Genomic DNA, 12,366 nt, shown 5'->3' on the forward strand with positions numbered 1-12,366 from the left:
CAACCCCCACAGCGCATGAGCGACCTGCCCGCCAAAGCCGAAACCATCTACCAACGCCTGTTGGATCACCTGGGGCTGCCCGCCTGGAGCGAACCCCAGCCCCCGCTGGATGAACTGGTCTCCACCATCCTGTCGCAGAACACCAACGACCGCAACCGCGACCAGGCCTTCCACAGTCTGCGCGCACGCTTTCCCACCTGGGAGGCCGTGCGCGACGCTGACCCCGCGGCGGTGATCGAAGCCGTGCGCATCGCCGGTCTGGCCAACCAGAAAGGCCCGCGCATTCAGGCCGTGCTGCGCCAGATCACCGCGGAGCGCGGAGAGCTGGATCTGGCCTTCCTGAAAGACTGGCCGCCCGAAGAAGCCCACGCCTGGCTGACGCGCTTTAAGGGCGTGGGCCCCAAAACCGCCGCCATCGTGCTGGTCTTTTCGCTGGGCATGCCCGCTTTTCCGGTGGACACGCACGTGCACCGCGTCAGCGGCCGGTTGGGTCTGCGCCCGCCCGCCATGAACGCCGAGCAAAGCCACCCCCATCTGGCCGGACTGTTCCGCCCTGAAACCTACGGACCCGCCCACCTCAACCTCATCCGCCTGGGGCGGGAAATTTGCCACGCGCGCAAGCCGGACTGCCCCCACTGCCCGCTGACCGACCTGTGCGACGATTACCAGCAGCGCCAGCAAGGCTAGCCCCGGCGCACAGCCCTTAAATCATACGGAGCGGCCAAAAACTGGCCGCTCCGTTTGTGTATTTGTGCTGCCCAGGAATTACAGGCCGGCCGCCGCGCGCAGCGCCGCCGCCTTGTTGGTGCGTTCCCAGCTCAAATCCAGGTCGTCGCGCCCAAAGTGGCCGTAGGCCGCCGTCTGGCGGTAAATGGGCTTGCGCAGATCCAGATCGTGGATGATGGCGCCGGGGCGCAGGTCAAAGTGCTGACCGACCAGCTCGGCGATCTTCTCATCCGGGATCAGGCCCGTGCCGAAAGTTTCCACGTTGATGCTCAGGGGGCGCGCCACACCGATGGCGTAAGCCACCTGGATCTCGCAGCGTTCCGCCAGGCCCGCCGCCACGATGTTCTTGGCCGCCCACCGCGCCGCATACGCGCCGGAGCGGTCCACCTTCGTCGGGTCCTTGCCCGAGAAAGCCCCGCCGCCGTGACGGCCCATGCCGCCGTAGGTGTCCACGATGATCTTGCGGCCGGTCACGCCCGCATCGCCCATCGGGCCGCCAATCACAAAGCGGCCGGTGGGGTTGACGAAGATCTTCATGCCGCCGTCCACCATCTCAGCGGGGATCACGGGGTTAATCACATGCTCAATCACGCCCGCGCGGATCTCTTCCTGGCTGACTTCCGGAGCGTGCTGAGTGCTGATCAGCACCGTATCCACGCGCACGGGTTTGCCGTACTGGTATTCCACCGTCACCTGCGATTTGCCGTCCGGGCGCAGCCACGGCAGGGTGCCGTTCTTGCGCACTTCGGTCAGGCGGCGGGTGAGGTTGTGGGCCAGATAAATGGGCATGGGCATCAGGGTGGGGGTTTCGTTGCAGGCATAGCCAAACATCATGCCCTGATCCCCCGCGCCGACCGCTTCGATCTCGGCTTCGGTCATCTGCCCGGCTTTGGCTTCCATGGCCTTATCCACGCCCATGGCGATGTCGCCGGACTGGTTGGCAATGGCCACCTGCACGGCGCAGGTGTTGGCGTCAAAGCCCTTGATGGAGTTGTCGTAACCGATCTCGCGCACCACATCGCGCACCAGGCGGTCAAAATCCACAAAGCCGCGGGTGGTGATCTCGCCCAAAACCATCACAAAGCCGGTCTTAGTGGCGGTTTCGCAGGCCACGCGCGAATAGGGGTCCTGCGCCAGGCAGGCGTCCAGCACCGCATCCGAAACCTGGTCGCAGAGCTTGTCCGGGTGCCCTTCGGTGACCGATTCAGAAGTGAACAGGTACTTGGGGGAGTTCATAAAGGTGTTGTTCATTCAAATGTCTCCTTTTAAAAAATGTGTCGCCCCGCCGGTTTCCGTGAGGGGGCGATACACAACTGGCCGCCCTCCTATCTCCCAGATTGTTCCTGTCGGAATTGGCACCTTGGCGATTGCCAGGTTGCCGAGGCTTCATAGGGCCGGTCCCTCCGCCTCTCTGGATAAGAGTGCCATATGGGGCATTTGAACTTCAGCGCGATCTTATCATAGATTACAAGGGATGTCAAACCAAGCAGCGGATTATTCGTTGGGCGCAGATCTATTGAAAGAATACGCTTCGCGTCCTTCGCGGTTCATACACAAGTTTTCTCACCGCCAAGGCGCAAAGAACGCCAAGAAAGCGAATCAACGAACCCACCCATCTTTGCGCCCTTCGCGCCTCCGCGGTTCATACACACATTTTTTACTGCCAAGACGCGAAGAACGCCAAGAAAACAAATAAACGAACCCCGTCCATCTTCGCATCCCGCGCCTTCGCGGTTCACACACAAGTTTTTACCGCCAAGAAACAAAGAACGCCAAGAAAGCGAATCAACAAACCCCGCCCATCTTCGCGTCCTTCGCGTCTTCGCGGTTCAAAATCATAATATTGGCGGTAGGGCGCGTTCCTAACACACCAATACCATCGGGCGTTTTGGTGCGTTCGATAAAGCTGAGCGCACACTACCTACTGAGGCATTTGAATTGCTTGGTGCAATCATGCGCAGGCGGCTGCTGAGCCAAGCAGCGCATACCAAAAAATCGAAGTGATGTTGGCTGTGCTTTTCGTCTATTCCCAAACAGGCGGATTATTTACCGCCATCATGATTTTCCTGATGACCATAACAAAGATGATATGTTTGCCCGCCTGGGTTTTGATATGGATGCAATTGGCTTGAGATACACCCAATCGCTGCTGTCTATTCTGATCCAGGCCAAGACCGAAAGGGTCACGCCAGCGAGGCGTGTCCCGCTGGCGCTGACGATGATGTTCTTTGATATGTTCAACGACTGGAACCTGATTTAGGGAAAGGAGTGGCTAACCCTGCACACTGAAATAATGATGAAAGCCGGTATGCTGCGCTTGAGGGAATCCAATGGTGAAGTTGGCAATTTCATCGCAGACTTCAAGCAAGTTACCTGCGTTGCCATTACGTTGTTACAGATTGGTGCAAAGCCACCCGGATCATCACTGTCGTCTGCGCGCCCGCTTCCACTTCTTCAGGGCGGGGGGTTTTATTTTCGTCTAGGGTCACGCCATAAAATGGGGCGTCGTAGGGCGAGCGCTTCAAATGGGCCAAGAGACCAGCAGTCACAGCTTTTTTGTCATCGGCAATTGCTTCGGGTAGACCCAGCACATCCTTGCCGCGCAATCGCAGGGTGATTGGGACCTCGGGACAGAGGTTCTTCCACCATGTGGCGTGCGTAAAAATGTACAAGGTGCCGCCCTCTTGCGAGTAGCTGACCGGAGTGGTAAACGACTTGCCACTTTTACGCCCAGTGAAGGTTATCAACAGGAAGTTTTTGCTCAAGATGGCGTGCAAGGGCGAGCGCAAGATGAACTTGAGAATGTGATTGACCGCGGGAGGTATACCACCGCTCGATTTTTGCTTTTTCATTTAGGGTTACTCCTTCTTTTTGGGGTTTAAAACCAGCCAAACCAAGCCCCATAGTGCGCCAGACAGAGAAACATACCAGGCCAGTAACAGCAATTCAGGGATACCCTGTGGCATGAAGATAAAAAGCACATTACCGGTCAAGCTCAGGTGCATCAGGATGGCGACGAACAGACTGTGGGTATGGTCGTAGGCCCAGGTCATCAAAACACGGTAGGCTGGAAGCACTGCCGCGTAGAAGAAAAACTGCGGCAGGAACAGGAGAACGGAAAAATCTCCTGAAGGTGTGCCGCTGCCCCACACGGCAACAATCAAGTGCCAAATTCCCCACATCAGGCCAAGTATCAAACCAGCGGCAAAGACCCCATGACGCTGCCGCAGCCTAGGGGTGACAAAGCCTGTCCAGCCAGGTTCTTCAAACAGACCAGCTACCAAACCCGCTGCCAGCGCCGGGATAATCAGCCCGGTTTTGTCTTTTGTAACCAAGATGCCCGGCGTAAACACCGAAGAGAACAGCGATAACCCCAACAGCGTCAGCGCAGCCAGCAAAGGGGTAAGGAATAGTGAGAGGGCATACCAGCGCAATCTCACCCGCCAGCGTAGCAGGCGCGCAGCGAAATCGGCCAACCCGGTGCGACCATCCAACAGGCCGGTAAGTAAAATACCCGAAAATACAGGGCCAACTGCCAACAGTGGGGCTACAATCGGAAGCAGGGTTTTTATTTCTTGGGCATTGGCTGGGAATCCATCCACCCCGCCAGCGGCAAGGAACACGCCCCCCCAAGAGATGCCAATAGTCATAACAAAATAGGTTAAGACCGGGTGACGCTTAATCGAGGCAAAGACATTTTGATACATCACAAACTCACTTCCCGCCCAGCAGGCGTAACAACGCTTCACGAATGACATCGTCGGGAATATCGCGCCATTCGTGCGGGTACATCAACATCAGCCCGTTAATGAAAGAGAAGTAAAAGGTGGTCAGCAGATTAGGTTCCAGATCGGAGCGGAAACTGCCGTCTGCCTGACCCTGGGCGAAGATAGCATTCATTGTTTGGTGATACCCGGCGCCAATCTGCTCACTGGAGATGCCAAACTCAGCGAATTTCGCCACCCCGCCCTGCGCAAGGAAGGTAATCATAATGCTGATGAATTCATCCGCGCCCTTCTCACGGGAAAGTGCCAAGAAATCCCCGAGGAACCGGTTGAATTTTTCCAACCCGTTGCCAGCGCTTTTGACTGCCTCGCTCATCGTTCCGCCAATTGCCTGGAAGCCCTCCATCAGCACCGCCTGAAAAATTGCTTCTTTCGATGGAAAGTGCCAATAGATGTTGCCCTGGCTCATCCCGGCTTGTTTGGCAATCTCTGAAACAGTGCAGCCATCGTAACCGCGCTCGGCAAACAGGCGTCGGGCGGTGGCGATGATCTTGGCCTGGCTTTCAGCGCGGATTTGTTCTGTTTGGGTTTTGGTACGAGGCATATGTTTTTCCTTTTTACTGACTATATACTCAGTCATAGATAAGCACATTCTACTATCGACTGACTTTTTAGTCAATAGTAATTGACCAGTCTTGTTATCCCAAAGTTAAAATGTCCCCTAAGGAAGAGGGCAAATCAATGAACCCCATCCATCTTTGCGTCCTTGGCGCCTTCGCGGTTCAAACACAAGTTTTTTTCACCGCCAAGGAACAAAGCACGCCAAGAAAACAAATACACGAACCCCTGGCCTTCCGGTGCGTTCGATGAAACGGGGCATTACTTCGGCTCTGCTTTGCGTCCTTGGCGTCTTTGCGGTTAAATCCCACGATCTGGCTATTTCGGCGTGTAGATCGCTTCACCGCTGCGCGGTTCGCGATGACATCCAATTTACATGTCACTGCGAGCCCTCGGTTTTTGAGGGCGAAGCAGTCTACACCTCGAAAGGCCAAATCGCTTTGCGCCTCCGCGGTTCAAACACATAGGCTCATCCGCACATCCATCGCAGGATGGAGCCAGAATCCATCTACAGGCGCAGGCGAAATTCCTCCAATTGGAGTATATTGAATAGGATGGAAAAGTGCTGTAAATAAAGGTCAGGGAGGACCATTTTATGAAGAAGATCAACGCCCACCCCCTTGGAAGACAGCTTTGGGCCGTCCTTTTGGCCGCGGCCCTGCTGCTCAGCCCTACCGCGCCGGTGACCGCCGCCGAACCCACCAACGGCCCCACACCCGCCCTGGCTGCGGATGTGAACGAAGGCGCGCCCAGCTCCGCCCCCAATCAGCTCGCTGCAATTGGCTCCACCTTGTTTTTCACCGCCGATGACGATGAATACGGCCAGGAACTGTGGCGCATCAGCCCGCCCTACACCCAGGCCTTCCGCGTCAGCGACATCAACCCCGCGGAAGGCAGCGCCCGGCCGGAATACATCACAGCGGTGGGGGATACCCTCTTCTTCCGCGCCGATGACGGCACCCACGGGTACGAGCTGTGGCGCAGCCAGCCGCCCTACACCAGCGCCGAGATGGTCACCGACCTGAACCCCGGCGCCGAAGGCTCCCTCCCCCATGAACTGACCCCCGTGGGCAGCGCCCTGTTCTTCGCGGCCAACGACGGCAGCAGCGGCACCGAGCTGTGGAAAACCGAATCGCCCTTCACCAGCGCCGTGCGCGTGGCCGATATCGCCGTCGGCCCTCCGGGGTCCAACCCCGATGAACTCACCCGCAACGGCTGGATCCTGCTCTTCAGCGCGGATGACACCCAGGGGCGCGAGCTGTGGAAATGCACCCCGCCCTACATCAACACCTGCGAAATGGTCTCGGATGTGAACGCAGCGGGCAACGCCAACGTCAAAGAACTGACCTTCGTCAAAGACATCCTCTTCTTCACCGCCAACGACGGGGAATACGGTCAGGAATTGTGGATGAGCGAATCGCCCTACAACGTGCTGACCACGCGGGCGGTCAACGATTTCAGCACACGCTCCTACAACACCTATCCTTCTGACCTGCATGCCATCGGCGACACCCTCTTCTATACTGCCTCTATCGGTTTCATCGGCATGGAGCCCTGGAAAGTCGTCCCTCCCTACGGCAAAACCCAGATGACGCGCGTGGCCGATATCAACAGCACCATGTTTTTCATGGGCTCCTTCCCCTACGGCAAAATTTCCATCGGCGAGACCCTCTTCTTCATCGCCAATGACGCCAAGTACGGCTTTGAGTTGTGGAAAAGCGTGCCCCCCTATGACGACGACAGCACCAAGCGCATCAGCGGCATCCGCGCCGGCATGGGCACGGGCGACATTCAGGAATTAACCGCAGCAGGCTCGGTGCTGTTCTTCACCGCCGATGACGGCAAGCATGGGCGCGAGCTGTGGAGAAGCGTCCCGCCCTATACCGATGTCGAATTGGTGAAAGACTTGAACGGCGGTGCGGCCTCTTCCAACCCCGAAGCGCTCACCGCCCTGGGCGACAGCCTGTTCTTTGCCGCCAACGACGGCAGGAAAGGCATCGAGCTGTGGAAAGTGAGCAACAGCTTCAGCCTGCCGGCCAGCGGCTTTGCCCCCGCGCGCTTCACCCCCCGCGCCGGCCAGCCCGCCGCCTTGCAGCAGGTGGACGACTTGGTGCTGGAAATCCCCAAACTCGGCCAGACTCTCCCCATCGTGGGTGTGCCCTACGCTCAGGATCAATGGGACCTCACCTGGTTGGGCAGCCAGGCCGGGTATCTGGAAGGCAGCGCCTACCCCACCTGGAACGGCAACACCGTCCTCACCGCCCACGCGGCCCTTTCCAATGGGCAGGATGGGCCGTTTGCGCGCCTGAGTGAGCTGCGCTGGGGCGATTCCATCGTCATCCACGCCAACGGCCAGCGCTTCCTCTACGAAGTGCGCACCGTTGAGCAGGTGGATCCTCAGGACGCTTCCGTTTTCGAGCACGAAGAGCTGGACTGGCTGACCCTGCTGACCTGCGCCCAATATGACCCGGCCTCCGACCGTTATCTCACCCGGCTGGCGGTGCGCGCCGTGCGCGTGGGTTTGCAGTAACCCCCCTCCCCCCTGAGCCGCTTTTCTCTGCGCGGGCCGGTCTTTTGCTAAGATCGCCCGCGCAGTTCATTGTATAATCAAATCAACCCACCCCTCCCGGAGAAACCCGCATGCCCAAAAATTATCTGATCGACATGGACGGCGTTCTGGTCAGCGGCAGCCGCCCCATCCCAGGCGCAGACGGCTTCATCCACAGGCTTCAGGAAGCCCAGGCGCAGTATCTGGTGCTCACCAACAATTCGCGCTACACCCCGCGCGACCTGGCCCACAAGCTGCAATCCGCGGGGTTAGATATCCCCGCCGAGCGCATTTTCACCTCAGCCATGGCCACCGCCCGCTTTCTCAGCCTGCAGCGCCCCAACGGAACCGCCTTTGTCATCGGTGAAAGCGGCATGACCCTGGCTGTGCATGAGGTGGGGTACATCATCACCGAACGAAACCCCGATTACGTGGTCATCGGCGAAACCGACACTTACAACATGGATCAGCTCACCCGCGCCGCCCGCCTGGTGCATGAGGGCGCGCGCTTCATCGCCACCAACCCCGACGCCAACGGCCCCTCAGAGCATGGCCTGGTGCCCGGCTGCGGGGCTTTGGCGGCCCTGGTGGAACGCGCCAGCGGCAAGGCGGCCTTTTACGTGGGCAAACCCAACCCGCTGATGATGCGCATGGCGTTGAAATATCTGGGGGTGCATTCCGACAACACGGTCATGGTCGGCGACCGCATGGATACCGACGTGGTGGCGGGGGTGCAAACCGGCCTGGATACCATCCTGGTGCTCAGCGGCATCACCCGCGCCGAAGAGGTGGAGCGTTATCCCTACCGCCCCACCCAGGTGCTTGATTCAGTGGCTTCCATTCAAGTTTAGGGGGTCAGTCCTCGGAGGAACCTTCTTCGCGTTTGACGGTGTACACGTCAAAATCGCGCGCTACCAGCGTGTCGGCAAACACACTCTGGGCCTCCTGGAGCACGTCTTTTTCACGGTAGCGGCGCGAGATGTGCGTCAAAAACAACTGGCGCACCCCCGCCCGCTGGGCCAGCTCCGCCGAACGGCGCGCGGTCATGTGTGAAAACTGGCGGGCCATCTCGGCTTCTTCGTCCAGATAGGTGGCTTCCATCACCAGCGCATCGGCCCCACGGCACACCGGCAGCAGGCTGTCAATTTCACCCGTGTCACCCACCACCACCAGGCGCGTGCCGGGGCGGAAAGGCCCCAAAACGTCCTCAGGCCCCACCGTGCGCCCATCCGGCAGCTGCACTTTCTGCCCCGCCACCAGATTGCGCCGCCAGGGGCCGGGGGGAATGCCCAGGGCCTCGGCTTTTTCGGGCAGGAAGGGACGGTGCCCTTTTTGCTCAAAGGCGTAGCCCAGCGAATCGGAGCCGCGGTGATACACCGGGAAGGCCGAAACCGTCAGCCCGCCCTCATCAAAAAACACCCCCGGCGTCAGCGTGCGCAGGTGAATGGGGACGGGCGGCGAGTTCTTGCGCAGCACCACGCCGTAGAGCAGGTCGTGAATGCGTTCCAGCGCCCCAGCGCTGCCGAAAATTTCCAATTCTTCCATGCTCTCCCAACGCATCAGCGTGGAAAGCAGCCCGGCCAGCCCCAAAATGTGATCCAGGTGTGCATGGGTGATCAAAATGCGGTTGAGGCGCTTAAAACCCACCCCCGACTGCAAAATCTGGCGCTGCGTGCCTTCGCCGCAGTCCACCAGAAAACGAAATTCATCGTGCTTCACCAACAAAGCCGGCAGGTTGCGCCGCGCCGATGGCGCCGATGCGGAAGTTCCCAAAAAGATCAATTCAAACAAGCGTAGTGCGCATCCTTTCCAGCAGAATGGCTCTATTGTACCAAATCCCGCGGGCGGATGCCAAAAAACGTCCCAGGCCGTGCTGCCGGGCCTGGGACGTGAGGCTGCCTTGATTTGTCAGCGTTTATTTGATGATGCGCGGGTTAATCCAAACCGCCCAATCCTGCCCAGAGCTGCCGTTGGCCGACACCTGGAAAAGGAACTTGACGTTCTTGCCCGCCAGCGAAGACAGGTCAATATCCAGGGTGCGCACGCTGTTGTCATAGGTCTCCAGCCAGCCGTCCGCAGGCCCCAGATCGGTCCAGGCGCCGCCGTCCGCGCTGTACTTGAGCAGGAACTTAACGTTGCAGGCGCTCCCGCCTTCCTTATGCAAACAGCCCACCCGCGCGCGGAAGCGGAAACCGTTCTCAATGGCGATCGCAGGATATTCGCCCTGAATGTAGCCGTCGTCCACCCATTCGGGATGGGTCTCAATGGCCATCGCCCCGGCTTCCAGGCCGGTTTCCAGCTTGGGGTTATCCAGCTTGCGCACAAACCCATCCGCATCACCGTCGCTGCCCGGGCAGTCCAAATCACCCGCTCCGCTGCGCCAATCGGCGTCACAGTATTTTTCCACAAAGCTGTACTTCACGCTGGTACCGCTGGGGGTGCCTTCCTGCACCTTCACTTCCACCCAAAAGGCGGCGTTGGCCCCATCGCCCAGGCCAAAGGTAGCGCCGGAAGCGTTGCGCAGCTTCCAGTTACCGCGGTAGGTTCCCGCGCTGCCGGGGGTCTTCAGGTTGACCGAAAGGTCAATCGTCTGGCCAGGTGAAACGCTGCCGGGCAGGTTCTGGCTGGCCGGCCCGCTCATGGCATTCCCGCTGTCAAACACCAGGGCGTACGAGGTAGTCCAGGTGCAGGAACCCACGTTCTTCAAACGCCAGGTCTTGGTGAACGACTGGTTCAGGTTCAGGATGGTGCCGTCTGGAATCGAGACGTCGCTGACGAACTGCGCCTTATCACAAGGCACCGCAGTGGGCGGCACAGGTGTGGCCGGCGGGCGGGTGGGCTGGGGGGTGTTGGTGGGCGGGGCCGTGGGGGCCACCGCCGTCGAGGTGGGCGGCAGGGTCGGGTTGCCCGCGGTAATGGCCGTCTGCGTCAGCCCAGCTTCAATGGTCTGCGCCAGGGCGGTGATGGTGGCCTGGGGGCCTTCGGAGGTGGGCGTCACCTGCCCAGTGTTCGCCCCCGGAAAGTTGCAGGCAAGGGCGGTGAATACCAGCAAGGCCAATAAACGAAAAAACGGATGAATCGTACGCATGTCGTCTGCTCCTTGAGCGGATACAAAAATGGATCCTGTCTGGCGCGCTTTCATTGACCGGATGGGTCAATGTATTTTTACCATCTTCTGTTGGCCTTTACAAGGATTGAAAAGCGTCAGGGCATCTCCAACCCGTGGGCTTCCAGAAGGGCAGCGTCACGCAGAATCTGGGCGGTGGGGCCGTCGGCCACAACCCGCCCCTGATCCATGACGACCGTGCGCGTAAAAAGTTCCCGAACCATGGGTAAATCGTGAGTCGCCACCAGCATGGTCTGGGGCATTTCGGACAGCAAGTGAATCAGCGTGCGGCGCGCGCGCGGATCCAGCCCGGCCGAAGGTTCGTCCAGGGCCAAAACCTCCGGCTGCATAGCCAGCACCGTGGCCAGGGCGATGCGCTTCTTTTCCCCCACGCTCAGGTGGTGCGACACGCGCCGGGCATACTCTTCCATGTGCACCTGCGACAGGGCGGCATGAACGCGCTCGTCCACCTGGGCGGGCTTCAGCCCCTGGTAAATCGGTCCAAAGGCCACGTCGTCAAACACCGTGGGCGAAAACAACTGGTCATCCGGGGATTGGAACACCAGCCCCACCAGCGCCCGCACCCGCCCCAAATTCTTGGCGTTCACATCCAGGCCGCAAATGCGCAGCTCACCCGTCTGGTGGCTGAGGATGCCGTTGAGATGCAGCAGCAAGGTGGACTTGCCCGCCCCGTTGGGCCCCACCAGGGCCACTTTTTCACCAGGGTGCAGGTGCAGATGCACTGCACTGAGGGCGGAATGGCCGTCCGGGTAGGCGTAATGTAAATCCACAATTTCAACCGAGGGTTGGCTCATGTCCGACCTTCCTTAGGATGCTCGCAGTAATAAAGACAGCGCCAAGAGGGCGCCCAAGAGGAATAAGAACAGCGTCAAAATCAGCCATTCGCGGCCCGGAACGCGCGGGGTGCTGCTGCTGCGCACCTCGCCGTCATAGCCGCGGGCCAGCATGGCCATATAAATGCGGTCGCTGCGTTCGATGGAGCGCAGGAACAGGCTGCCCGCCATGCCGCCGGCAACGCGCGCCCGCCACAAAACCGAGCCGCCCGGCCGCAGACCCGCCTGGGCGCTTTCACCGCTGCGCGCCGTGCGCGCCCGCATCAGACGCAGAGCTTCGTCGACCATCACGAACAGATAGCGCCACATGAGTCCGATGATGGCCACCAGCAGGCGCGGCAGACGCAGCGCACGCAGAGCCATCAGCAGGTCAGGGAAGGCGGTGGTGCTCACCAGCACCACCGCTGCCTGCAGCGAGATCCACGACTTGAAAGCGATGCTGAGCAAACGCACCACCCCCTCCTGGCTGGCCGTCAGGCTCCACGCGCCCAGCGAAACCGTCCACAGCGGGGTTCCGCTGACGGTGAAGGGCAGCGGCAAGGCCGCCAGGATGAAAGGCAGGGCCAGCAGCGCCCGCTTTTGATAGTAGCCCAGAGGGATATCCGAGAGCAGTTCCGCCGCCACAACCCCTGCCAGGAGCAGCAGGTACACCGCCCAGATCCCCGGCGGGGTCAGGGAGGTGGTCAAGATGAAGGCCAAGGCCGCCAGCAGCTTCACGCGCGCGTCCAGGCGGTGCAGCAGGCTGGGACGATCCTGGTAGGGGTCTAAGAAGTGAACGTGCATGGGTTC

12 protein-coding genes and 1 riboswitch are annotated in these 12,366 nt (G+C 59.9%); of the genes, 4 read left to right on the forward strand and 8 right to left on the reverse strand.

From position 1 onward, the window contains the following. Positions 1 to 15 precede the first annotated feature (15 nt). Complete coding sequence (locus ADN01_RS13590; RefSeq protein WP_062417462.1) at positions 16 to 687, forward strand: endonuclease III domain-containing protein; 672 nt, start codon at positions 16 to 18, stop codon at positions 685 to 687. A gap of 78 nt (positions 688 to 765) precedes the next feature. Here ADN01_RS13590 and metK read toward each other — a convergent pair whose 3' ends face one another. Then, positions 766 to 1,977 carry a methionine adenosyltransferase gene (metK, locus tag ADN01_RS13595; protein WP_062417461.1) on the reverse strand — a complete coding sequence of 404 codons (1,212 nt, stop codon included), beginning with the start codon at positions 1,975 to 1,977 and terminating at the stop codon, positions 766 to 768. A gap of 71 nt (positions 1,978 to 2,048) precedes the next feature. Continuing rightward, positions 2,049 to 2,148: riboswitch (SAM riboswitch) on the reverse strand. Between the two features lie 667 nt (positions 2,149 to 2,815). On the opposite strand from metK, the gene ADN01_RS19685 reads away from it, so the two are divergent. Beyond that, positions 2,816 to 2,986, forward strand: coding sequence for a hypothetical protein (locus ADN01_RS19685; protein WP_160318430.1), 171 nt, complete (start codon positions 2,816 to 2,818; stop codon positions 2,984 to 2,986). Between the two features lie 124 nt (positions 2,987 to 3,110). Here the strand turns inward: ADN01_RS19685 and ADN01_RS13600 are convergent, their stop codons facing one another. Genes ADN01_RS13600 through ADN01_RS13610 form a run of 3 tightly spaced genes read right to left on the reverse strand, consistent with a single transcriptional unit; the run spans position 3,111 to position 5,091 of the window. Continuing rightward, positions 3,111 to 3,578, reverse strand: a complete 468-nt coding sequence (locus ADN01_RS13600) for a nitroreductase/quinone reductase family protein (RefSeq protein ID WP_062417460.1) — start codon at positions 3,576 to 3,578, stop codon at positions 3,111 to 3,113. Between the two features lie 6 nt (positions 3,579 to 3,584). Beyond that, the gene (locus tag ADN01_RS13605) at positions 3,585 to 4,484 is read right to left on the reverse strand and encodes a CPBP family intramembrane glutamic endopeptidase (protein WP_082142662.1); all 900 of its coding nucleotides are present in this window, start codon (positions 4,482 to 4,484) and stop codon (positions 3,585 to 3,587) included. After that, on the reverse strand, positions 4,441 to 5,091 hold the full coding sequence (locus tag ADN01_RS13610; protein WP_160318431.1) for a TetR/AcrR family transcriptional regulator: 651 nt from the start codon (positions 5,089 to 5,091) through the stop codon (positions 4,441 to 4,443). Before ADN01_RS13610 ends, ADN01_RS13605 begins: the two co-directional genes overlap by 44 nt. Before the next feature lie 573 nt (positions 5,092 to 5,664). Between ADN01_RS13610 and ADN01_RS13615 the strand changes: the two genes are divergently transcribed. After that, the gene (locus ADN01_RS13615; protein WP_062417457.1) at positions 5,665 to 7,599 is read left to right on the forward strand and encodes a sortase; all 1,935 of its coding nucleotides are present in this window, start codon (positions 5,665 to 5,667) and stop codon (positions 7,597 to 7,599) included. Positions 7,600 to 7,709: 110 nt separating this feature from the next. Beyond that, entirely contained in the window at positions 7,710 to 8,468 is a 759-nt protein-coding gene (locus tag ADN01_RS13620; RefSeq protein ID WP_062417456.1) for an HAD-IIA family hydrolase, read from the forward strand. Between the two features lie 4 nt (positions 8,469 to 8,472). Here the strand turns inward: ADN01_RS13620 and ADN01_RS13625 are convergent, their stop codons facing one another. The 4 genes from ADN01_RS13625 to cbiQ all read right to left on the reverse strand — a co-directional run bounded on the left by ADN01_RS13625 (position 8,473) and on the right by cbiQ (position 12,360). Further along, positions 8,473 to 9,408, reverse strand: a complete 936-nt coding sequence (locus tag ADN01_RS13625; RefSeq protein WP_062417455.1) for a ribonuclease Z — start codon at positions 9,406 to 9,408, stop codon at positions 8,473 to 8,475. Between the two features lie 124 nt (positions 9,409 to 9,532). Further along, a complete protein-coding gene (locus ADN01_RS13630; protein ID WP_075071205.1) occupies positions 9,533 to 10,705 on the reverse strand; it encodes an NBR1-Ig-like domain-containing protein in 1,173 nt (390 codons plus the stop codon). Between the two features lie 116 nt (positions 10,706 to 10,821). Next, a complete protein-coding gene (locus ADN01_RS13635; RefSeq protein ID WP_062417454.1) occupies positions 10,822 to 11,538 on the reverse strand; it encodes an energy-coupling factor ABC transporter ATP-binding protein in 717 nt (238 codons plus the stop codon). Between the two features lie 12 nt (positions 11,539 to 11,550). Further along, on the reverse strand, positions 11,551 to 12,360 hold the full coding sequence (gene cbiQ / locus ADN01_RS13640) for a cobalt ECF transporter T component CbiQ (protein WP_062417453.1): 810 nt from the start codon (positions 12,358 to 12,360) through the stop codon (positions 11,551 to 11,553). Positions 12,361 to 12,366 lie beyond the last annotated feature (6 nt).

It is taken from the genome of Levilinea saccharolytica (assembly GCF_001306035.1).
GTDB classification, from domain to species: domain Bacteria; phylum Chloroflexota; class Anaerolineae; order Anaerolineales; family Anaerolineaceae; genus Levilinea; species Levilinea saccharolytica.